General features: G+C 63.5%; 19 protein-coding genes. 7 read left to right on the forward strand and 12 right to left on the reverse strand.

Translation table 11 applies throughout. The features are described from left to right. Positions 1 to 154 precede the first annotated feature (154 nt). From panC to dksA, 9 genes are all read right to left on the reverse strand, one after another. Complete coding sequence (panC, locus tag ACIP02_RS17685) at positions 155 to 1,018, reverse strand: pantoate--beta-alanine ligase (RefSeq protein ID WP_400618469.1); 864 nt, start codon at positions 1,016 to 1,018, stop codon at positions 155 to 157. Beyond that, complete coding sequence (gene panB, locus ACIP02_RS17690; protein WP_400618472.1) at positions 1,015 to 1,815, reverse strand: 3-methyl-2-oxobutanoate hydroxymethyltransferase; 801 nt, start codon at positions 1,813 to 1,815, stop codon at positions 1,015 to 1,017. The genes panC and panB overlap by 4 nt, the downstream gene beginning before the upstream one ends. 262 nt (positions 1,816 to 2,077) lie before the next feature. Continuing rightward, the gene (gene folK, locus ACIP02_RS17695) at positions 2,078 to 2,557 is read right to left on the reverse strand and encodes a 2-amino-4-hydroxy-6-hydroxymethyldihydropteridine diphosphokinase (RefSeq protein WP_400618475.1); all 480 of its coding nucleotides are present in this window, start codon (positions 2,555 to 2,557) and stop codon (positions 2,078 to 2,080) included. Beyond that, a complete protein-coding gene (locus ACIP02_RS17700) occupies positions 2,554 to 3,942 on the reverse strand; it encodes a polynucleotide adenylyltransferase PcnB (protein WP_400618478.1) in 1,389 nt (462 codons plus the stop codon). Before ACIP02_RS17700 ends, folK begins: the two co-directional genes overlap by 4 nt. 1,157 nt (positions 3,943 to 5,099) lie before the next feature. Beyond that, positions 5,100 to 6,542: a sigma-54-dependent transcriptional regulator gene (locus ACIP02_RS17705; protein ID WP_400618481.1), complete on the reverse strand. Its 1,443-nt coding sequence runs from the start codon at positions 6,540 to 6,542 to the stop codon at positions 5,100 to 5,102. A gap of 4 nt (positions 6,543 to 6,546) precedes the next feature. Continuing rightward, complete coding sequence (locus tag ACIP02_RS17710) at positions 6,547 to 9,522, reverse strand: ATP-binding protein (protein ID WP_400618484.1); 2,976 nt, start codon at positions 9,520 to 9,522, stop codon at positions 6,547 to 6,549. Further along, positions 9,506 to 9,682, reverse strand: coding sequence for a hypothetical protein (locus ACIP02_RS17715; protein WP_003250005.1), 177 nt, complete (start codon positions 9,680 to 9,682; stop codon positions 9,506 to 9,508). Before ACIP02_RS17715 ends, ACIP02_RS17710 begins: the two co-directional genes overlap by 17 nt. Before the next feature lie 315 nt (positions 9,683 to 9,997). Further along, the gene (gene gluQRS, locus ACIP02_RS17720; RefSeq protein ID WP_400618536.1) at positions 9,998 to 10,885 is read right to left on the reverse strand and encodes a tRNA glutamyl-Q(34) synthetase GluQRS; all 888 of its coding nucleotides are present in this window, start codon (positions 10,883 to 10,885) and stop codon (positions 9,998 to 10,000) included. A 63-nt stretch (positions 10,886 to 10,948) separates the two neighbouring features. After that, positions 10,949 to 11,395 carry an RNA polymerase-binding protein DksA gene (gene dksA, locus ACIP02_RS17725; protein ID WP_400618488.1) on the reverse strand — a complete coding sequence of 149 codons (447 nt, stop codon included), beginning with the start codon at positions 11,393 to 11,395 and terminating at the stop codon, positions 10,949 to 10,951. A 210-nt stretch (positions 11,396 to 11,605) separates the two neighbouring features. On the opposite strand from dksA, the gene ACIP02_RS17730 reads away from it, so the two are divergent. Together ACIP02_RS17730 and sfsA are read left to right on the forward strand one after the other, a co-directional pair. Then, positions 11,606 to 12,778 carry a pyridoxal phosphate-dependent aminotransferase gene (locus ACIP02_RS17730; protein ID WP_400618491.1) on the forward strand — a complete coding sequence of 391 codons (1,173 nt, stop codon included), beginning with the start codon at positions 11,606 to 11,608 and terminating at the stop codon, positions 12,776 to 12,778. After that, positions 12,778 to 13,491, forward strand: a complete 714-nt coding sequence (gene sfsA, locus ACIP02_RS17735) for a DNA/RNA nuclease SfsA (protein WP_400618494.1) — start codon at positions 12,778 to 12,780, stop codon at positions 13,489 to 13,491. The genes ACIP02_RS17730 and sfsA overlap by 1 nt, the downstream gene beginning before the upstream one ends. Here the strand turns inward: sfsA and ACIP02_RS17740 are convergent. Next, positions 13,481 to 13,798 carry a Rieske (2Fe-2S) protein gene (locus ACIP02_RS17740; protein ID WP_400618497.1) on the reverse strand — a complete coding sequence of 106 codons (318 nt, stop codon included), beginning with the start codon at positions 13,796 to 13,798 and terminating at the stop codon, positions 13,481 to 13,483. The two genes, sfsA and ACIP02_RS17740, sit on opposite strands and share 11 nt — an antisense overlap. 148 nt (positions 13,799 to 13,946) lie before the next feature. On the opposite strand from ACIP02_RS17740, the gene ACIP02_RS17745 reads away from it, so the two are divergent. The 4 genes from ACIP02_RS17745 (at position 13,947) to ACIP02_RS17760 (ending at position 17,689) form a co-directional block, all read left to right on the forward strand. Next, positions 13,947 to 14,831, forward strand: a complete 885-nt coding sequence (locus ACIP02_RS17745; RefSeq protein WP_400618500.1) for a hemin ABC transporter substrate-binding protein — start codon at positions 13,947 to 13,949, stop codon at positions 14,829 to 14,831. A 50-nt stretch (positions 14,832 to 14,881) separates the two neighbouring features. Then, on the forward strand, positions 14,882 to 15,865 hold the full coding sequence (locus tag ACIP02_RS17750; RefSeq protein WP_400618538.1) for a FecCD family ABC transporter permease: 984 nt from the start codon (positions 14,882 to 14,884) through the stop codon (positions 15,863 to 15,865). Then, positions 15,865 to 16,632, forward strand: a complete 768-nt coding sequence (locus ACIP02_RS17755; RefSeq protein WP_400618503.1) for a heme ABC transporter ATP-binding protein — start codon at positions 15,865 to 15,867, stop codon at positions 16,630 to 16,632. Before ACIP02_RS17750 ends, ACIP02_RS17755 begins: the two co-directional genes overlap by 1 nt. A gap of 172 nt (positions 16,633 to 16,804) precedes the next feature. After that, on the forward strand, positions 16,805 to 17,689 hold the full coding sequence (locus ACIP02_RS17760) for a ChaN family lipoprotein (RefSeq protein ID WP_400618506.1): 885 nt from the start codon (positions 16,805 to 16,807) through the stop codon (positions 17,687 to 17,689). A 156-nt stretch (positions 17,690 to 17,845) separates the two neighbouring features. Here the strand turns inward: ACIP02_RS17760 and ACIP02_RS17765 are convergent, their stop codons facing one another. Both ACIP02_RS17765 and ACIP02_RS17770 read right to left on the reverse strand, forming a co-directional pair. Further along, the gene (locus ACIP02_RS17765; RefSeq protein WP_400618509.1) at positions 17,846 to 18,148 is read right to left on the reverse strand and encodes a TfoX/Sxy family protein; all 303 of its coding nucleotides are present in this window, start codon (positions 18,146 to 18,148) and stop codon (positions 17,846 to 17,848) included. A gap of 224 nt (positions 18,149 to 18,372) precedes the next feature. After that, positions 18,373 to 19,935, reverse strand: coding sequence for an AAA family ATPase (locus ACIP02_RS17770; RefSeq protein ID WP_400618512.1), 1,563 nt, complete (start codon positions 19,933 to 19,935; stop codon positions 18,373 to 18,375). 115 nt (positions 19,936 to 20,050) lie between these two features. Here ACIP02_RS17770 and mrcB point away from each other — a divergent pair, with 115 nt between their 5' ends. Beyond that, the gene (gene mrcB / locus ACIP02_RS17775) at positions 20,051 to 22,372 is read left to right on the forward strand and encodes a penicillin-binding protein 1B (RefSeq protein ID WP_400618515.1); all 2,322 of its coding nucleotides are present in this window, start codon (positions 20,051 to 20,053) and stop codon (positions 22,370 to 22,372) included. Positions 22,373 to 22,386 lie beyond the last annotated feature (14 nt).

Genomic DNA, 22,386 nt, shown 5'->3' on the forward strand with positions numbered 1-22,386 from the left:
ATAGGCATAGGCCACTTACAGGGAATGGGTATGGCGGGGGAATTTGGGGGCGCTTTGCGCCCCTATCGCGACACAAGGCCGCTCCCACAGAGGAGCGCGATCTGTGTAGGAGCGGGCTTGTCCCGCGAATGGGCTGCAAGGCAGCCCCAGGCCTTTATGCGGTCTTCTCTTCCACATGCAGGTAAAGGTTGTCGATCAACCGGGTGTTCCCCATGTAAGCCGCCGCAATCACCACCAGGTCGCGATCATCGATCACTGCCGGGCGCAGGCTCACGGCATGGCGCACTTCCAAGTAGTCCGGGCGGAAACCCGCCGCAGCCAGTTGCGCCTGCCCTTCGGCAACCAGCGCAGCAAAATCCCGCTGTCCCCGGCCAATGCCCGCCGCAATCTGCTGCAACGTGCGGTACAGCGCTGGTGCAGCACTACGCTGCTCCGGCGTGAGGTAACCATTGCGCGACGACAGCGCCAGGCCATCTTCGGCCCGTACGGTGGGCTCGCCAATGATCTGCACCGGCATGTTCAGGTCGCGCACCATGGCGCGGATCACCGCCAGTTGTTGAAAGTCCTTTTCACCGAATACCGCAAGGTCCGGCTGGACCATGTTGAACAGCTTGCTGACCACTGTGGCTACACCTTCGAAATGCCCGGGCCGGCTGGCGCCGCACAGGCCTTCGGAAAGCTGGGGCACGCTGACGCGGGTTTGCACGCTCATGCCGTCGGGGTACATCTCGTCCACGGTGGGCGCGAACAGCAGGTTACAGCCGGCCTGCAGCAGGCGCTCCTGGTCGGCGGCCAGTGTGCGTGGGTACTTGTCGAGGTCTTCGTTGGCGCCGAACTGCAGCGGGTTGACGAAGATACTGGCGACCACGAAGTCGGCGCGCTGCGCGGCCTTGGTTACCAGCGCAGCGTGGCCGCTGTGCAGGTTGCCCATGGTCGGCACGAAGCCGATGCGCTTGCCCTCACCGCGGGCGCGGGCTACTGCTGCGCGTAGTTCGCGGACGGTCTTGACTGTATTCATGCACTGAACCCGTGTTCGCTGCCTGGGAAGCTGACTTGCTTGACCGCCTCGACGTACGCGACGAGGGCGCTGTGGATATCCGGCTGGCCTTGCATGAAGTTCTTCACGAACTTCGGTACCCGACCCGTCAGCGACAGGCCGAGCATGTCGTGCAGTACCAGTACCTGGCCATCGGTGGCGCTGCCGGCGCCAATGCCGATCACCGGGATGCCTACGGCATTGGTGATTTCCGCCGCCAGTTCGCTGGGCACGCATTCCAGCAGCAGCATGGCTGCACCGGCTTGCTCCAGGGCAATGGCGTCGGCACGCATCTGCCGGGCCTGGGCTTCCTGGCGGCCTTGCACTTTGTAGCCGCCCAGCACGTTGACGGTTTGTGGGGTCAGGCCCATGTGCGCACACACCGGCACGCCACGTTCGGCCAGCAGGCGAATGGTCTCGGCCAGCCAGGCGGCGCCTTCGATCTTGACCATGTGGGCGCCGGCCTGCATCAGCGTAGCGCTGTTGGCAAAGGCCTGCTCAGGGGTGGCGTGGGCCATGAACGGTAGGTCGGCAAGGATCAGCGCGCCATCGTTGCCGCGTTTGACGCTGGCGGTATGGTAGGCCATGTCCGCCGTGGTTACCGGCAAGGTGCTGTCGTGGCCCTGCAGGACCATCCCCAGCGAGTCGCCCACCAGCAACACTTCAATGCCAGCCTGGCTGGCGACCTTGGCGAAGGTTGCGTCGTAGCAGGTCAGCATGGTGATTTTTTCACCCTTGGCCTTGAGGCCATTGAGGGTGGTGAGGGTTACTTCAGGCATGTAGGAAATTCCTCGTTCAGGCGCTGTAAAAAACGACTGCATTCAACGCGTGTAGTCATCTTCCGGAGCGGCACATCATCGCGCGTGATGTTCGGGCACAGGTCCGTCCGGGCCTAAATACGGGTATGCGGCACTTTGGTGCCACACGGGACGCCTATAGTCGTGAGCGAGGTGGGGGAAGTCAATCACCCTGTTACCGCATTGTTACGATCAGGGTGTTACTGGCGTTACCGTAGCGGTATGGCTGGCTGGAACGCCCGGTTTACAGGCGTTCCAGGCCGACGAATGGGCACTCGTCGAGCAGTTGCGCAAGAACGCGGCCATCGGCCAGGCGGAAATCGCCGGGTACCAGTTCGGCCAGCGGGTACAGCACGAACGGGCGGGCGTGCATGTGGTAATGCGGCACTTTCAGGCGGGGCTCGTCGAGTACCTGGTCGCCGAACAGCAGGATGTCCAGGTCCAGTGTGCGTGGGCCCCAGCGTTCCTTGCGTACCCGGCCCTGGCCGTTCTCGATGGCCTGCAGCGCGTCGAGCAGGGCCAGGGGTGCCAGGGTGGTGTCCAGCGCGGCGACTGCGTTGGTGTAGCGGGGCTGGCCAGGCAGCAGCGAATCGCTGGTGTACAAGGCCGAGGCCGCTACCAGGCGTGTGGCTTCGAGCTGGTCCAGCGCCTGCAAGGCGCTGCGCAGCTGCTCGGCAGGTGCATCCAGGTTGCTGCCCAGGCCAACGTAGGCGCGGGTGGTCACTCGAATGCCTCGTCGCCACCACGCTTGCGCTTGCTACCGCTGCGCTTGCGTTTGCGCGGGCCGGCGCCGGTGCCTTCATCACGGCTACCCAGCTCGCGGATCATCTCGCGGCGCTCGCTGTCGTTGGCATCCTGATAGTCGGTCCACCACTGGCCGAGGTCGTCGGTTTCCTCGCCGGCGCTTTCACGCAGCAGCAGGAAGTCGTAACCGGCACGGAAACGCGGGTTGTCCAGCAGCAGGTCGGCGCGCTTGCCGCTGCGGCGTGGCAGGCGTTCCTGCATGTCCCAGATCTCGCGGATCGGCAGGGTGAAGCGCTTGGGGATGGCAATGCGCGCGCACTGCTCGGCGATCAGGTCGTGGGCTGCGCCGTTCATGGCTGGAATTGGCGGCACGCCTTGGTTCTGCAGGTGCAGTACACGGGACGGCAGGGCAGGCCACAGAAGTGCAGCGAAAAGGAAGGCTGGCGTCACCGGTTTGCCCTGCTTCACGCGCAGGTCGGTGTTGTTCAGTGCCTGGCTGATAAGCGTGTGGGTGTAGGTAGGGCGCTCTTCCAGGGCGTGTGCACTGGCCGGGAACAACGGCTCGAACAGTTCCAGGTCGACCAGCATTTCGAAGGCAATGGCACCTTGGCCGGAAAGGAACAGCTTCAGGCACTCTTCGAACAGGCGTGCTGGCGGAATTTCGCGCAGCAACGGGGCCAGTTCGCGGATCGGCTTGAAGGTGTGCTTCTCGATGCCGAAGTCCAGCTTGGCGGCGAAACGCACCGCGCGCAGCATGCGCACCGGGTCTTCCTGGTAACGGTGGGTCGGGTCGCCGATCAGCCGCAGCAGGCGGTTGCGCACGTCATGTACGCCGTTGGCGTAGTCGAGGATGCGCTCGCTAACCGGGTCGTAGTACAGGGCGTTGATGGTGAAGTCACGGCGTTGCGCGTCCTCTTCCAGGGTGCCGTACACGTTGTCACGCAGGATGCGCCCACTGGCGTTATGCGACGAACGGTGGCTGTCACCCTGGTCGTCTTCCGAGTGCGGCGCGCGGAATGTGGCGACTTCGATGATCTCACGGCCGAAATGCACGTGGACCAGCTTGAAGCGGCGGCCAATGATGCGCGCGTTACGGAACTCGGCACGGACCTGTTCGGGCGTGGCACTGGTGGCCACGTCGAAGTCTTTTGGTGTGATGCCCAGCATCAGGTCGCGGACGCAGCCACCGACCAGGTAGGCCTGGTAACCCGCACTTTGCAGGCGCTCGACGATGTTCACCGCATGGCGGCTGAACTGGTGGCGCTGCAGCGAGTGCTGGCTCTTGTTGATCACCTCAGGCGTGGTGCGCCTGTGGTGCTGGCCCGGTACGGGCGGGCGGAACGACTGGAACAGCTTCTTCAGCATGGGATGCACTGTTTGAAGGAATGTTCGGCCAAGAATAGGAGAATGGCCGCATGATGGGCGGGGATTCTAGCATTTACTCAGGGAATGGTGTAGGCGGGTAGCAGGATGCCTGCAGGAATGACAGAAACGACAAGGGGAGCCTAAGCTCCCCAAGAAGTGTCGTTGCGTGCTCTTATTATTTTTTTGCTGGGCTTTTTGTTTTTGTTGAGTGCCCTGCCCACAAATCTAGAAACTTGTGGACGACCCCCAAACCGGGGGTAAAGAGCAAACGGATTGCTTTGGCCGCTGATGTCACGTTGATCTGTCGATCCAACCAGTTCAGGCGCTGCTTTTTAGTGCAGTTTTTGTTGTTCTCTGCCTGGTCGTGGGGCAAGCCCCAAACACGCATCCTCTCCAAAAGAATCAGTTAGCTGCGCCTCCGCCGTCTTGTTTTTATTGTGCGTGAGCCGTTTCGTCTTGTTCTTATTTTAGGTTTCAGTGCTTGTTATTGTTTTTGTACTAAGCATATAGCAGGTGCCGTGCCAACTTTGCTAAACCTAGTAAAATCAAGCGGTTGGGATGATTCCGCGATTTTCGGAAGCTCGAAAATATCGTGATTTCGTTACCGTACGCCTCGGGAACTGTTACGGCTGAAAGGTTGGGTAACAGATTTTTGCGAGGGAGTGAGGTGTTACCTGGGGTGTTCGCCGTGACAGGTGCGGGGCAGGGGAGGCCGAGCGCCGCCAGGTGTTCGCCGTGAGAAATTCAGCGCCTGTGAAATCGAGCGCCGCAGGTGTTCGCCATGACACATTCAGCGCCTGTGAAATCGAGCGCCGCCCGCGCGGCGCTTCGCGGGTAAACCCGCTCCTACGTTTGTTTCGGGCCAGTTCATCCTGTGCCAGACGCGCGCGACCGCCTTGTTGGTACGACGCGATACCGAGCCATGCACCAAGGCGTTCGCGCGCGAATCCCACAGGAATAATTGGCCCGAAACAAACGTAGGAGCGGGTTTACCCGCGAAGCGCCGCGCGGGCGGCGCTCGATTTCATAGGCGCTGAATGTGTCATGGCGAACACCTGCGGCGCTCGGCCTCTCAGGCGCTGAATTTGTCACGGCGAACACCTGCGGCGCTCGTCTCATCGGCGCCACACATGTTGAGGTGTACGGTGCGCAGGTCGTTACTCGCTGGTAGCGTTGCTCTTACGCCGCGGAATGCCCAGACGCTGGCGGCGTTCCCACAGGCACTTGCGGCTGACGCCGAGCTTGCGTGCCAGCTCGGTCTCGGTCATATGGTCTTGATGCTCAAGCACAAAGTGCTGGAAATAATCCTCCAGCGACAGGTCCTCGGTCGGCTCGTGGCTGGCACTGGCCGCACTCGCCACCACCAGGGCGTTGTCGAGGATGTCGTCTTCCTCCAGGTCGCTCAGTTCGATGTCGATGCCCAGCAGCTCGGCAGAAATTTCCGCACTCTCGCTGAGGATCACCGCACGCTCCACGGCGTTTTCCAGCTCACGCACGTTACCCGGCCAGCTGTAGTGACGAATGGCCTGTTCGGCTTCTGCCGAGAAATGCAGGTCGTCACGGCCGATGCGCGCGCTCTGGCGGGCCAGGAAGGCGCTGGCAATTTCGTTGACGTCGCTGCCGCGCTCGCGCAGGGCCGGAAGCTTCAGGGCAATCACGTGCAGGCGGTAATACAAGTCTTCACGGAACTGGCCGGCCTTGGCCAGGTTCTTCAGGTCGCGGTGGGTCGCCGCGATCAGGCGCACGTCGACCTTTTGCGACTGCACTGAACCCACCCGGCGAATCTCGCCCTCCTGCAGCACGCGCAGCAGGCGGGCCTGGGCTTCCAGGGGCAGTTCACCAATTTCATCGAGGAACAGCGTACCGCCGTCGGCGGCTTCGACCAGGCCGGCACGACCGGCGCTGGCGCCGGTGAAGGCACCTTTTTCGTGGCCGAACAGTTCGGATTCGATCAAGGTCTCGGGGATGGCTGCGCAGTTCACCGAAATCATCGGCGCCTTGGCCCGTCGTGACAAGTTGTGCAGGGCGCGGGCCACCAGTTCCTTACCGGTACCCGATTCGCCCTGGATCAACACATTGGAGTCGGTCGGCGCGACCTTGCGGATCTTGCTGTACATGTCCTGCATGGGCGGGCACGAGCCGATGATGCCGATTTCGCCATTGGCCGCTGCCGCGCTGGCTTTGTCGGCCGGGGCGGCCTTGCCGTTGCTGGCGCGTGGCTCGGCAGCCGGTGCAGCGGCGGGGGCGTTCTGCCGGTCGCGCAGGATACGCGCCACCGCTTGCAGCATTTCGTCGTGGTCGAAGGGCTTGGCGATGTAGTCCACCGCGCCCATTTTCATCGAGTCCACCGCCGAGCGCAGGCTGGCGTAGCTGGTCATGATCAGCACCGGCGTGCCCTGGCCAAGCTTGATCAGTTCGGTGCCAGGCGCACCAGGCAGGCGCAGGTCACTGACGATCAGGTCAAAGGTGGCAATGCTGAAGCGTTCCTGGGCTTCCTGCACCGAGCCGGCTTCGCTGACCTGGTACTGGTTCCGCTCAAGCAGACGACGCAAGGCCGAGCGGATGATGGTTTCGTCTTCGACGATCAGAATGTGCGGCATTGATTCAATTCTCTCGACGGTCTCGAATTTCAGGGGACGTCGCTACGACATGCCGGGGCAGGGTCACGCGGATCCGGGTGCCACGTTGCCGTTCGATGTCGGCCGGGCTGTCGATGGTGATTTGCCCATAATGCTCTTCCACGATGGAATAGACCAGAGCGAGCCCCAGTCCGGTTCCTTCGCCCGGGTCCTTGGTGGTGAAGAACGGTTCGAACAAGCGGTCCTGGATGTTCTTCGGGATCCCGCTGCCCTCGTCCTCGACGATCAGGTCGACGGTGTGCTCGCTGACTTCGCTGCGCACGCGCACGGCGCTGCCCGGCGGTGAGGCGTCGCGGGCGTTGGAGAGCAGGTTGATCAGCACCTGGGCCAGGCGCTGCGGGTCCCCCTCGGCCCAGTGGTCCGGGTCGCAGAGGTTGAAGAACTGTACTTCGAAATTGCGCCGGTTCAACGCCAGCAGACCGATGGCGTCCTGCGCCACTTCGGCCAGGCACACCGGCTCTTCGCTGTTCTGGTGGCTGCCACCGGCATGGGCAAAGCTCATCAGCGACTGGACGATGCGCGACACCCGCTTGGTCTGGTCGAGAATCTGGCTGGACAGCTCGATGATTTCGCCATCGCCGTCGCGTTCCTCGCGCAGGTTCTGCGCCAGGCAGGCGATGCCGGTGATCGGGTTGCCGATCTCGTGGGCCACGCCCGCAGCCAGGCGGCCAATGCTGGCCAGCCGCTCGGAATGCACCAGCTTGTCTTCCAGGGCCTGGGTTTCGGTAAGGTCCTCGACCAGCAGCACCAGGCCACTGTTACCGGGGGCCAGTGGCTCGTCGATGGCTGCCTTGTGCAGGTTCAACCAGCGCGGCTGGCCGTCGAGTGCCAGGCGCTGTTTGTGCAGGTGTTCGTCGGGTACGTTGATGAAGCCTTGCAGCAGCCCGCGCCAGGGTTCGGCGATGGTGACCAGGCGTGAGCCGACCACGTGCTTGGCGGCGATGCCGGTGAGTTCTTCCATGGCCTTGTTCCACATCAGGATTTCCTGGTCCTTGGCCAGCGAGCAGACGCCCATGGGCAGTTCCTGCAGGGTCTGGCGGTGGTAGCGGCGCAGGGCATCGAGTTCGGCGGCCAGGCCGGTCAGGCGCGAGTGGTAGTCTTCCAGGCGGCTTTCGATGAAGTGAATGTCCTCGGTCACGTAGTTTTCGTTACCGGACTTGTATGGCAGGAAGGTTTCGACCATGTCCTGGGCCACGCTCGGCCCCATCAGGCCCGACAGGTTGGCTTCGATGCGGTCACGCAGGCGGCGCAGGGCATAAGGGCGGCGCTCGTCGAACGGCAGGTACAGGTCGCGCAGGGCTTGCTCCACTTCCTTTTGCGCAGCCTTGGCACCCAGTGGCTTGGCCAGCTGGGTGGCGAATTCCTGCGGCGAGGCAGCGTGCAGCTCGCGGCGCTGTGGCCGGCGCACGTTGTCCACCGCGCAGGCTTCAGCGGCGCTGACCTCTTCGGTGCTGGCGTTGGTGAACAGCGAGATCAGGGTGAACAGCAGCACGTTGGCTGCCAGCGACGCGATGGCCGCCATGTGCCAGCTGGTATCGTCCAGCACATAGATCATGTCCAGCAGCGGAATGTAGAAGCCCTGCAGGTTGCCCAGCAGCGGCAGCAGCATGGTAACAGTCCACACCAGTGTCCCGGCCAGCAGCCCGGCGATGAAACCGCGGCGGTTAGCGGTTGGCCAGTACAGTACCGACAGGACACCTGGCAGGAACTGCAAGGTGGCGACGAAGGCGACGATCCCGAGATTGGCCAGGCTCTGATGGTTGTTCTGGGTCAGGTAGAACATGAAGCCGGCAGTGATGATGGCGACGATCAGCGCGCGGCGGGTCCACTTCAGCCAGCGGTAGATATTGCCCTCGGCAGGCGGCTGGTACAGCGGTAGCACCAGGTGGTTGAGGGCCATGCCTGACAAGGCCAGGGTCGTGACGATAATCAGCCCGCTGGCAGACGCAAGCCCGCCCACGTAGGCCAGCAGTGTCAGCGCCTGATTGTTGGCGGCGATCCCCAGCCCCAAGGTGAAGTACTCGGGGTTGGTGCTGGCGCCCAGGCGCAGGCCGGCCCACAGCACCAGCGGCACGGCCAGGCTCATCAGCAGCAGGAACAGCGGCAGGCCCCAGCTGGCGCTGACCAGCGAGCGCGGGTTGAGGTTTTCGGTAAAGGCCATGTGGTACATGTGCGGCATGACGATGGCCGAGGCGAAGAACACCAGCAACAGGGTGCGCCATGGGCCTTCCTGCAGCGGGGTGTGCAGGGCCGCCAGTGCGGTCTGGTTCTGCAGCAGCCAGACTTCCAGCTCGTGCGGGCCGCCGAATACGCCGTACAAGGCGTACAACCCGATGCCGCCCAGCGCCAGCAACTTGATCACCGACTCGAAGGCAATGGCGAATACCAGCCCTTCGTGCTTTTCGCGCGTGGCAATGTGCCGCGAGCCGAAAAAGATGGTGAACAGGATGATCAGCACGCAGAAGGCAAAGGCCACCCGGGCCTTGACCGGTTCACCGGTGAGGATGCTGATGGAGTCGGCCACCGCCTGGATCTGCAGGGCCAGCAACGGCAGCACGCCGATCAGCATGATGATGGTGGTCAATGCCCCGGCCCAGGTGCTGCGGAAGCGGAACGCCAGCAGGTCGGCCAGCGATGAAAGCTGGTAGGTGCGGGTGATTTTCAGGATCGGGTAAAGCAGCACCGGTGCCAGCAGGAACGCCCCGGACACCCCCAGGTAACAGGCCAGGAAGCCGTAGCCGTACTGGTAGGCCAGGCCCACCGAGCCATAGAAGGCCCAGGCACTGGCGTACACACCCAGCGACAGGGTGTAGGTGAGCGGGTGGCGAATGATGGCGCGCGGGATCAACCCGCGCTCACTGATCCAGGCCACGCCGAACAGCACCATGAGGTACCCGGCGCTGATCAGGATCATCTGGGTCAGGCTAAAGCTCATCGGCATCTCGTTGGCTCTGCAGGATGAAGGTGACGACGATCAGGATCAGCCAGAGCAGGTAGGGGCGGTACCAGGCTCCGGTCGGCTCGATCCACCAGTCCATGATGGCCGGGGAGAACAGGTAGATCCCCACGACCAGAAGCAGGACCAAACGATAGATGTACATGCTGGCCTCGATGGTTGGGCGCTGCGGGCTTGGACTTATTATTGGCGCAAATGGCTGGGGGGATGCTAGCGGGAATCGATGGGGTTAGCCAAGGGTTTGAATTTGTTGGGCTTTTGTTTTTCGGAGAGGTACGCAGTTTTCAGCATTATGCGATCCCTGTAGGAGCGGCCTTGTGTCGCGATGGGGCGCGCAGCGGCCCCAGGATTTCAGCGCTGACGCACATATGCCGGGGCTGCTTTGCAGCCCATCCGACCGGTCCGGCGCCCCGGCAAGGCCGCTCCTACACTGACCGCATTGGCCGGTAAGATCCGAGGCTCAGCGCAAATCAGCCTCTGGCACCGTTGTCCGCTGGGCAATCGCCTCTGGCCGCCACTGCTGGCGGGCCATTGCCAACACCTCAGCCGGCGTAGCCAGCAGCAAGTCGGTGTCTGCTTCCTGCCCCAGCGCCCGCAACGCACGCAACAACAGCGGCGTGGCATGTTCGGCCTGCAGCGGCGGCGAGCGGTACGACTTGCCCAGCTTGTGTCCGTCCGGCTGCACGATCAGCGGAATGTGCAGGTAACGCGGCTGCGAAAAGCCCAGCAACTCTTGCAGGTACAGCTGACGCGGGGTGTTGTCGAGCAGGTCGGCGCCGCGCACGATGTCGGTAACACCCTGCCAGGCATCGTCCAGTACCACCGCCAGCTGATACGCGTACAGCCCGTCGCGGCGCTGGATGACGAAATCGCCCACCTCGCGGCCCAGGTGTTGCTGGTAATCACCTTGCACCCGGTCGGTAAAGCGGTAGATCAGTTCCGGCACCCGCAAGCGGATGGCCGCCCCTTCACGGGCATGCCCGGCGTTGCGGCAAAAGCCCGGGTAGATACCGTTGTAGCCTTCCAACTGCTTGCGTGAGCAAGTGCAGGCATAGGCCAGGCCCATATTGAACAGGCGGTCGACCACGGCGGCATAGGCGTCGTGGCGCTGGCTCTGGAACACCACCTCGCCGTCCCATTCCAGGCCGTAACGCTCAAGCGTTTGCAGGATGGCATCGCGCGCGCCGGGCATTTCCCGGGGCGGGTCGGTGTCTTCCATGCGCAGCAGCCAGCGGCCGTTGACAGCGCGGGCATCCAACCAGGAGGCGAGGGCCGCGACCAGCGAGCCAAAGTGCAGGAAGCCGCTGGGGGTGGGGGCGAAACGCCCGATGTAGCTGGAGTCGGTCATGGTCTGGCTAGGCATATAAATGAAACGGGGCGCATGATGCGCCCCGTTCAGGTGGAAGAAAGATCAGCCTTTGCCGACCGTTTTTTCCTTTTTCTCGGCGATTTCCTTGCAGTCGAAGCACAGGTCGGCGGTAGGGCGGGCTTCCAGGCGGCGCAGGCCGATCTCGATGCCGCACGATTCGCACCAGCCGTAGTCTTCGTCCTGAATCTTTTGCAGGGTCTTGTCGATCTTCTTGATCAGCTTGCGCTCGCGGTCACGGTTGCGCAGCTCCAGAGCAAATTCTTCTTCCTGGCTGGCGCGGTCGGCCGGGTCCGGGAAGTTCGCAGCTTCATCCTTCATGTGGTCTACGGTGCGATCCACACTCTGCATGAGCTCGCCTTTCCAGGCGTTGAGAAGCTTGGTGAAATGCTTCTTCATGGGCTCACCCATGTACTCTTCGCCCTTGGTCTCTTTATAGGGCTCGACACCGTACATGGTTTGACCGGGTTTTTGCTTTTCTACGGTGGACATGAATAGACCGCCTCTCACTCATCTGATCCAATGCGCAGGATGCTCCATCTCCGGCGACCGCCGGCCCTGCGACTGCGAGCCGCCGAACTTACCAGATAGATCGGGGGTGCGCTAGCCCGCCCGATCCTGCTTATTGACACTGACCTGGGCGGGACGTTCGATCGTTTGCAGGGGTAGAATCTCCAGTTTAGTCGCTATTGAGAGAAGGTCATGGCCCATCCCTACAGCGCGCGCAGCCGCGCCATTGAACCCTTCCATGTAATGGCGCTGCTTGCCCGGGCCAACGAGCTGCAGGCGGCGGGGCACGACGTGATCCACCTGGAAATCGGCGAGCCGGATTTCACCACCGCCGCGCCTATCGTCGCTGCTGGCCAGGCCGCGCTGGCCGCCGGGCATACCCGCTACACCGCCGCACGCGGCCTGCCGGCCCTGCGCGAGGCGATTGCCGGCTTTTATGCCCAGCGCTATGGCCTGAGCATAGACCCTGAGCGCATTCTCATTACCCCAGGCGGCTCCGGCGCGCTGCTGCTGGCCAGCAGCCTGCTGGTCGACCCGGGCAAGCACTGGCTGCTGGCCGACCCGGGCTACCCATGCAACCGTCACTTCCTGCGCCTGGTCGAAGGCGGCGCGCAGCTGGTGCCGGTGGGGCCGGAGGTGAATTACCAACTGACCGAAGATCTGGTCGACCGCTACTGGGACAAGGACACCGTTGGCGCCCTGGTCGCTTCGCCGGCCAACCCCACTGGCACCGTACTGAACCGCGAAGAGCTCGCCGGCCTGGCCAAGGCCACCCATCAGCGGCATGGCCACCTGGTAGTGGACGAGATCTACCATGGCCTGACCTATGGCATGGATGCGCCCAGCGTGCTGGAAGTCGACGACTCAGCGTTCGTCCTGAATAGTTTTTCCAAGTATTTCGGCATGACCGGCTGGCGTCTGGGCTGGTTGGTGGCGCCGCGTGGCGCAGTGGCCGACCTGGAGAAGCTGGCGCAGAACCTGTACATCAGCGCGCCGAGCATGGCCCAGCACGCCGCATTGGCGTGTTTCCTGCCTGAAACCCTGGCGATCTTCGAAGAACGCCGTGCCGAATTTGCCCGCCGCCGCGACTACCTGTTGCCTGCGCTGCGCGAACTGGGCTTCCGCATTGCCGTCGAACCGCAGGGCGCGTTCTACCTGTACGCCGATATCAGCGCCTTTGGCGGTGACGCGTTCGCCTTCTGCCGGCATTTCCTGGAGACCGAGCACCTGGCCTTTACGCCGGGCCTGGATTTCGGGCGTCACCTGGCCGGGCACCATGTGCGCTTTGCCTATACCCAGAGCCTGCCGCGCCTGGAAGAGGCGGTGCTGCGGATTGCCCGTGGCCTGCGGAGCTGGCAAGGCTGATGCGTTTTTCTCCTGCACTTGAACACGGCCGCCTGCTGCGTCGCTACAAGCGTTTTCTGGCCGATATCGAATTGGCCAGCGGCGAACTACTGACCATTCACTGCCCGAACACCGGTTCCATGCTCAACTGCATGCTTGAAGGCGGGCAGGTGTGGTTCAGCCGCTCCAACGACCCCAAGCGCAAGCTGCCCGGCACCTGGGAAATCAGCGAAACCCCACAGGGGCGGCTGGCCTGCGTGAATACCGGGCGCGCCAACGCGCTGGTCGAAGAGGCCCTGCGCGCCGGCACCATCACCGAGCTCGCCGGGTTTACCGCACTGAAGCGTGAAGTGGCCTATGGCGAGGAAGGCAGCCGTATCGACTTTCGCCTGGAGTTTGACGGTGCGCCGGCCTACGTCGAGGTCAAGAGCGCGACCTTGGGTTACCCCGACAGCCGCGTCGCGGCGTTCCCCGATGCGGTGACCCAGCGCGGGGCCAAGCACCTGCGCGAATTGGCCAAGCTGGCCAGGCAGGGCGTGCGGGCGGTGCAGCTGTATTGCGTGAACCTGACCGGCGTCGATGCCGTGCGCCCGGCCGAGGAAATTGATGCGGCCTATGCCCAGGCCTTGCGGGCCGCGGTGGCGGATGGGGTGGAGGTGCTGGCCTATGGCGTGCGCCTGGACCCCGAAGGCATCGTCATCGACCGCCGCCTACCGGTGCTGCTCAACCCTTGAGCCAGATGCCCTGGCTGTCCTCGCGGCAGCCCAAGGCCTGCAGCTGTTCACCTTCACAGGGGCCGGCCACGCATTCCCCGCTTTCAATCAGGAACAGTGCGCCGTGATGGGCGCAGTGGATGAGGCTGGCGCTGTCATCGAGAAACGCGTCTTCTGCCCAGTTCAACGGGATACCCTTGTGCGGGCAGCGGTTGCGGTACAGGAACACCTGCCCTTGGCGGCGTACGCCGAACAGTTCGAGGCCGTCTACGCTGAAGGCGCGGCTTTGGCCTTCGGCCAGGCTGTGTGAAGTACAAAGGAAATGCATGGCAAGGACGACTCGTGAAACAGATGATGGCTTGACGCTTCAATGCGAATAATTATCAAATTGCCCGCATTCGCTGCGCCCGGCTGCTTATGGTGCGCAGTTCCGCGGCCCGCCACAAGGCGTGCAACCTGCCTTTAAAAGGAACCCGATGATGCGCCGTCCAGCCGCTTTGCTCGCCCTGTGTGCAAGCCTTGTGCTCTCTACCCAGGCCTTGGCGGCCGAGCTGCCGCAACGTTGGGTCAGCGCCGGTGGCGCGCTAAGCGAGTGGATAACCGCGTTGGGCGGTGAAGCGCGGCTGGTTGGCGTGGATACCACCAGCCAACACCCAGCCTCGTTGAAATCACTGCCCAGCGTAGGTTATCAGCGGCAGTTGTCGGCTGAAGGCATTCTCAGCCTGCGCCCGGATGTGCTGGTGGGCACCGAAGAAATGGGCCCGCCGCCGGTACTGGCGCAAATCCGCAAGGCCGGCGTACGGGTGGAACTGTTCTCCAGCAAGGCCGAGCTGGCGGCAGTAGATGCAAACCTCAAGCACCTTGGGCAACTGCTCGGCGCCGAACAGCAAGCGTCGGCATTGTCGGCTGGCTACCACCAGCAGCTGCAAGCGCTGCAAGCCGAGGTCAAGCAGGCCCAGGCCGGGCACAAGGCACCCGGGGTGCTGCTGCTGGTCGGGCATGCCGGGGCCAAGCCGCTGATCGCTGGGCAGGGTACTGCTGGCGACTGGCTACTGGGCCAGGCAGGTGGGCGTAACCTGGCAGAACATCAGGGCTACAAGAGTTTCTCCAACGAGGCATTGGCCGCGCTGGACCCGGATGTGATCGTGTTCTCAGACCGGGCGCTGGCCGATGAGCAGGCCTTGCAGGCGCTTTTGAAAGAAAACCCGGCGCTGGCTGCATCGCGTGCCGTGCGTGAGAAGCGCCTGGTATCGCTTGACCCGACACTGCTGGTGGGTGGCCTGGGGCCGCGCCTGCCGGCGACCTTGCAATCGCTGGCAGCTAGCTTCTATCCGGCAGCCAAGTCCAGCTTCGCACAATGAAACAGCGGGTACAGCCACGTACGTTGTTCATTTGCCTGAGCCTGCTGTGCCTGTTGGCGGTGTGGCTGTCGCTGGCGCTGGGGCCGGTCAGCCTGCCGCTGTTCGATACCTTGCGCGCGGGGCTGCGCCTGTTGGGCCTGCCAATCGCTGCCGATGGCCTGCAACAGGCCGAGATGATCCTTGGCCAGATCCGCCTGCCGCGCACCCTGCTGGGGCTGGCAGTGGGTGCAGTGCTGGCGCTGTCCGGGGTGGCCATGCAGGGGTTGTTCCGCAACCCGCTGGCCGACCCCGGGTTGGTCGGGGTGGCCGCCGGGGCAGCAATGGGGGCCGCGGTCGCGATCGTCGGCGGTGCCTGGTTTGGCGGCCTGCCGGAGGTTTTCGCACCTTACATGCTGTCGTTCTGCGCGTTTGTTGGCGGGCTTGGCGTCACCGCGCTGGTTTACCGCCTTGGGCGTCGCGATGGCCAGACCAATGTCGCCACGATGCTACTGGCGGGCGTGGCAATGACTGCGCTGGGCGGTGCGGCTGTAGGGCTGTTCTCCTACCTGGCCGATGATGCCACCCTGCGCACGCTGACTTTCTGGAACCTGGGCAGCCTCAATGGCGCCAGCTACGAGCGGCTATGGCCGTTGTTGCTGGTGGCTGCGGGGGTGGCAGTGTGGCTACCGCGTCGAGCCAAGGCGCTGAATGCGCTGCTGCTGGGTGAGTCCGAGGCGCGCCACCTGGGCGTCGATGTAGAGCGGCTCAAGCGCGAACTGGTGTGTTGCACGGCGCTGGGCGTTGGCGCTGCGGTGGCGGCTGCCGGGCTGATCGGCTTCATCGGCCTGGTGGTACCGCACCTGGTGCGCTTGCTGGCCGGGCCTGATCACCGCGTGGTGCTGCCGGCCTCGCTGCTGGCCGGTGGCGTACTGATGCTGTTCGCTGACCTGGCGGCACGGCTGCTGTTGGCACCTGCCGAACTGCCGATCGGTATCGTAACGGCCTTCATCGGTGCGCCGTTCTTTCTGTTCCTGCTGATGCGAGGGCGCAGCTGATGTTGCAAGTCGAGGGCCTGCATCTGCGGCGGGGCAACAATGAAGTACTGCATGACATTCATCTGCGGTTGCACCCCGGGCAGGTGGTGGGTGTGCTCGGCCCCAACGGTGCGGGCAAAAGCAGCCTGCTGGGGGCGTTGTGCGGCGAACTGGCGGCGGACCGTGGCCAGGTGACGCTGCAGGGGCGGCCACTGGTGGACTGGGCCGGGCAGGAACGGGCCAGGCGCCTGGCGGTACTGCCGCAGGTGTCCAGCCTGGGCTTTTCGTTCAGGGTCGAGGAGGTGGTGGGCATGGGGCGTATGCCCCATGGCACCGGGCAGCGGCGGGATGCCGAAATTGTCGAGGCAGCGTTGCTGGCGGCGGATGCCTGGCACCTGGTGGAGCGCAGTTACCTGGCGTTGTCCGGCGGCGAGCGCCAGCGGGTGCACCTGGCCCGTGTACTGGCGCAGTTGTGGCCGGGGGAGGAAGGCACCACCTTGCTGCTTGATGAGCCGACTTCGATGCTCGACCCGCTGCACCAGCACACCACACTGGAGGCTGTGCGCCGCTTTGCCGAGCGTGGCGCTGCGGTGCTGGTGATCCTGCATGACCTGAACCTGGCGGCGCGCTACTGTGACCGTATCCTGTTGCTGGAGCAGGGGCGCTGCCATGCGTTTGCCACGCCTGAAGCAGTGTTGACGCCGGCGGCGTTGAAGGCGGTGTACGGGATCGATGTGCTGGTGCAGCCGCACCCTGAACGGGGGCACCCGCTGATCATCACCCGCTAAGAGTCATGTTGCGCGGTCTTTGTAGGAGCGGCCTTGCGTCGCGACAGGGCCGCAAAGCGGCCCCGACAATTTCTGCATTTGCGCTGAAATCCTGGGGCCGCTCTGCAGCCCTTTCGCGACACAAGGCCGCTCCTACAGGGTCCGCGCAGGCCATCAATGGAGGTAACTGCCCATGCGACACCCGCTGCTGTCCGGTTTCTCGCTGTGCCTGCTGCTGGCACTGGGCGGCTGCCAGGCCAGCCTGCCACCGTTGCCTGCCTGGCAAAGCACTGAAGGGCGTTCCCATGGCGAACTGGGGCACATCGTCGATCTCGCCAGCGGGCAGGTAATCGACCCCGAACAGCTGGTGCAACGCCTGGCTGCCGCACCGCGAGTGCTGGTTGGCGAAAAACACGACAACCCCGACCATCACGCGCTGCAACTATGGCTGCTGCGCGCCCTGCAAGGCCAGCGTGCCCAAGGCAGCCTGTTGCTGGAGATGCTGCAACCCGAACAGCAGCCGCTCGTGGACAAGCTTGCGGGGCAGCCTTTGCCGGCAGACTTGCCAAAGGCGCTGGCCTGGCAGGAGGGCTGGGACTGGCAGTTGTACGGGCCGATCGTGCGGGAAGCCGTGCAACAGCGCATGCCTTTGCTGGCCGCCAACCTTTCACCTGGCGAAATGCGCCAGGCCTATCGACAGCCGGCTTCATTGAGCGGTGAAAGGTCCAATGCACCACCGGTGAAGGCTGCCTTGCTGGAGCAGGTGCGCGCCGGGCATTGCGGCATGCTGCCAGAAAGCCAGCTACCGGCGATGCTGGCCGTGCAGCAGCAGCGTGACCGACGCATGGCCGAGCGCCTGCTGGCGGCGCCGCAGCCAGCGCTGCTGTGTGCCGGTGCTTATCACGTACGCAAGGACCTGGGCGTGCCGTTGCACTTGAGTGATCTGGGGGCGCAGGGGCAGAGCGTGGTGCTATTGCTGGCTGAAGTGGGTGAACAGGTCGAGGCAGGCCAGGCGGATTACGTGTGGTACACGGCAGCGATGCCGGAGCAGGATTACTGCGCGCAGCTGAAGCGATAAGGCCGGTCAAACCACAGGCAAAAAAAGACCCGGCAAATTGCCGGGTCAATAACCGTGATTAGCCTGATGAGGAGATAATCTGAGAGTCCGAACCAGGGGCTCTTAGCTTATCCAACCAGTCTCGCGACCAGTTGCGATAATCATAACAATTCTCATTTAGACGTCAATCCCCTTTTCACGATTATTCTGGATTTTTTGCGAAGGGCTTTTCGCATCCAGTTGTTGGTTGAGCGCCTCTTTGCGTTCAAGCGGCAAATCGTTCCAGTGCATGTCCAGCAGGGCGCCTTCAATGGCATACAACAGCACCTTCGATGCGCGGAACCCTCGTGTTCTCACGGCCTGGTACGCACTCACCGCGCCCAGGCGGCGCAGATCCGATGCACTGTGGATGCCGGCTGCATGCAGCCACTGCGCAGAGGTCTTGCCAAGGTTCTTCAGATGCTGCAATTCATCGTTCATCGAGCCTCCTTGCGATGGCTGAACGGGTCATTGGGAGATAAATCGCGAGCAGGTCAGAGAGGAGTGTAGCGGGGGTTGGGGAATACGCGGCTTTTTGCCATCTGGGGGGATGAGTTGTCCTGTCCTGGCCTCTTCGCGGGTAAACCCGCTCCTATACACGGCAGAGGTGAGCCCTTGAAGGAGCGGGTTTACCCGCGAAGAGGCCAGAACAGGCAAAGATGTACTTACAGGCCCGGCAAACGCTGGCGAATCTGCTCGATCACCTGGTCCATGCTGCCCGCCGCCTGGGTATCAACGCGGGTGCTTTGTACCAACTCCTGCGCATCCAGTACCTCACGGCTGGCCTGTTGCGCCTTGACCACCTCCAGGGTGGCATCCGACGGGTCGCTGTTCTCCGCCTGGCGCTGCCCCAGCCAGCTGGCGATCACCGCCTCCGGCGCGTGGCAATCGAGGATCAGGAACGGCACACCGGTCTGGCTGGCGACGTCAGCCGCGGCCTGGCGCTGCTCGCGCTTGAGGTAGGTGGCATCCAGCACCACCGGGAAACCGGCACGCAGTACGGTTGCCGCCACTTCATGCAGGCGCTGGTAGGTCGCGGTGCTGGCATCCTGGTCATAGATGCCGGCGCTCAGCTGGCCGGCTTCTGCCTGCTGCTGTTCACCGAACAGGCGCTTGCGCTCCACGTCCGAACGCACGCGCACCGCACCCAGGGCCTCGACCATGCGCATGGCCACGTGGCTTTTGCCCACGGCTGAAACACCGTGGGTGATGGCCAGCAGGCGCGACGGGATGGCGCTGTAGCTTTCCGCCAGGTTGGCGTAATTGCGGTAGGTGCGCAGGGTGGTGGCACGCTGCACGCCATCGGCGTCGGCCGGCAGGCTGAACAGCGCGACCTTGGCCCGCACCAGGGCGCGGTAGGCCTTGTAGAAGTTGAGCAGTTCCAGGCCTTCGTAATCGCCGGTCAGTTCCAGGTACTGGCTGACGAAACGGCGGGCCAGGCACTTCAGGCCGCGGTCTTCCAGGTCCATGGCCAGGAAGCCGGTGTCGGCGTAGACGTCGGTCAGGCGGAACGGTTCGTTGAACTCGATGCAGTCGAAGATCACCACCTTGCCATCGATCAGGGTGGCGTTGCCCAGGTGAATGTCACCGTGGCATTCACGGATAAAGCCATTGGCCTTGCGCTTTTCCAGCAGGCCATGCAGGCGCTCGAAGCTGCTGCGGGCCCAGGCCTGCAGGGCGTCGAGCTGCTGCAGGTCGGCCTTGTCGCTGAGGAACGGGCGAATCTGCTCGAAGTTCTGCTCCACCGGCGCCATCACGCTTTCAGGCGTGCCCAGCGGGTGCTCTACTGGCACGCGTGGTGCCTGCAGGTGGAATTCAGCGATCTGCCGGGCCATCTGGTCGATGTGCGTGGCGTTGAGCTCGCCATTGGCCTGCAGGGTGCTGAGCATCTGCCCCTGGGGGAACTGGCGCATCTTCAGCGCGTATTCGATGGCTTCGCCTTCACCGCCGAGCTGTGGCGCGTCGACGCTACCGGTGATCGGCAAAACGTCCAGGTACAGGCCTTCGGTCAGGCGCTGGTTCAGACGTAATTCTTCATTACAGAAATGCTGGCGCTGGTCCAGACCGGTGAAGTCGAGAAAGCCGAAGTTCATCGGCTTCTTGATCTTGTAGGCGTACTCGCCCGTGAGCAGGACCCAGGAGATATGCGTCTCGATGAGCTGGAACCCATCCACGGGGTGGGGGTACAGGGCTGGGTTCTGCAACGCAGTAATAAGAGCTTGGCTCACGGCAAATCCTTCCGGGGGCAGGGAATTCGAATGCGCCATTATGGTCAATGGTGCCGTCCCTGCCTACCGCCGGGCCGTCTGCCCAGCCTTTATAAAGTGCGTATAATCCGCCGCCATGACCCGAACCCGAAATCCCCGTACCCCTCAGAAACGCCCGACCGGCCGCTCCCGCGCCTGGCTGGGCTGGGCTTTGAAGCTCAGCCTGGTAGGCCTGGTGATCGTCGCTGGTTTCGCGGTTTACCTCGATGCCGTCGTCCAGGAGAAGTTTTCTGGCAAGCGCTGGACCATCCCGGCCAAGGTGTATGCCCGGCCGCTGGAGCTGTTCACCGGCCAGAAACTGAGCAAAAGCGACTTCCTCACCGAGCTCGACGCGCTTGGCTACCGCCGTGAAAGCGCCGCCAACGGCCCAGGTGCTGCGTCGGTCAATGGCAATACCGTCGACCTCAACACCCGTGGCTTCCAGTTCTACGAGGGCATGGAGCCGGCGCAGTTCGTGCGCGTGCGCTTCTCTGGCGATTACGTGGCCGGCCTTTCCAGTGCCAACGGCAAGGCGCTCGACGTCGTGCGCCTGGAACCGCTGATGATCGGCGGCATCTACCCGAAAAACCTCGAAGACCGCATCCTGATCAAGATCGACCAGGTGCCCAGGTACCTGCTCGAAACCCTGGTGGCCACGGAGGACCGCGACTTCTACAACCACTTCGGCGTGTCGCCCAAGTCCATCGCCCGGGCCATGTGGGTCAACACTTCGTCCGGCTCCATGCGCCAGGGCGGCAGTACCCTGACCCAGCAGCTGGTGAAGAACTTCTACCTCACCAGTGAGCGCAGCCTTAGCCGCAAACTGACCGAGGCGATGATGGCGATGCTGCTTGAGCTGCATTACGACAAGCGCGAAATCCTCGAGGCCTACCTCAACGAGGTGTTCGTCGGCCAGGACGGCCAGCGTGCCGTGCATGGCTTCGGCCTGGCCAGCCAGTTCTTCTTCAGCCAGCCGCTGTCCGAACTCAAGCTGCACCAGGTCGCCTTGTTGGTGGGCATGGTCAAAGGCCCGTCCTATTACAACCCGCGGCGCTACCCCGAGCGCGCCCTGGCCCGGCGTAATCTGGTGCTCGACCTGGTGGCCGAGCAAGGCGTGGCCAGCCAGGCCGAAGTCGATGCGGCGAAGAAGATGCCACTGGGCGTGACCAAGCGCGGCAGCCTCGCCGACAGCTCGTTCCCGGCCTTCCTCGACCTGGTCAAGCGTCAGCTGCGCCAGGACTACCGCGACGAAGACTTGACCGAAGAAGGCCTACGCATCTTCACCAGCTTCGACCCGATCCTGCAGATGAAGGCCGAAACCTCGATGAGCGAGACCTTCAAGCGCCTGGCCGGTCGCAAAGGGGCTGACGAGGTGGAGTCGGCAATGGTCGTGACCAACCCTGAAACCGGTGAGGTGCAGGCGCTGATCGGTAGCCGTCAGGCGGGCTTTGCCGGCTTCAACCGGGCCATCGATGCGGTGCGGCCAATAGGCTCGCTGGTCAAGCCGTCGGTCTACCTGACCGCGCTGGAGCAGCCGAGCAAGTTCACCTTGACCAGCTGGGTGCAGGACGAGCCGTTCTCGGTCAAAGGTGCAGATGGCCAGGTCTGGCGCCCGCAAAACTACGACCGTCGCCCGCACGGCACCATTTACCTTTACCAGGGGCTGGCCAACTCCTACAACCTGTCGACCGCCAAGCTCGGCCTGGAAGTGGGCGTGCCGAATGTGATCAAGACCATCGGCCGGCTGGGCGTGAACGTTGACTGGAAGCCGTTCCCGGCAATGCTACTGGGCGCCGGTGGCATGTCGCCGATGCAGGTCGCGACCATGTACCAGACCATCGCCAATGGTGGCTTCAACACGCCGATGCGCGGTATCCGCAGCGTGCTCACGGCCGAGGGCGAGCCGCTCAAGCGCTACCCGTTCCAGATCCAGCAAACCTTCGACCCGGGTGCCATCTACCTGGTGCAGAACGCCATGCAGCGGGTAATGCGCGAAGGTACCGGGCGTTCGGTGTACAACACCCTGCCGCGCTCGCTGACCTTGGCGGGCAAGACCGGTACCAGTAACGACTCGCGCGACAGCTGGTTCTCCGGCTTCAGCCAGGACCTGCTGGCGGTGGTGTGGATGGGCCGTGACGATAACGGCAAGACCCCGTTCACCGGCGCCACCGGTGCCCTGCAGGTGTGGACCAGCTTCATGAAGAAGGCCGACCCGCTGCCGCTGGACATGCCACAGCCGGACAACGTGGTGCAGGCCTGGATCGACCCCTACACGGGCCACGGGTCTGACGGTAGCTGTCCGGGAGCGGTGCAGTTGCCGTATATTCGCGGCAGTGAACCGCCTGCCGGCGCGACCTGTGGCGGCGAGCAGAATCCCGCCGAATCGGTCATGGACTGGGTCAAGGGCTGGATGAATTAAGCACAGGCTGCATT

This window comes from Pseudomonas sp. NPDC089408, from assembly GCF_044749445.1.
GTDB lineage: Bacteria > Pseudomonadota > Gammaproteobacteria > Pseudomonadales > Pseudomonadaceae > Aquipseudomonas.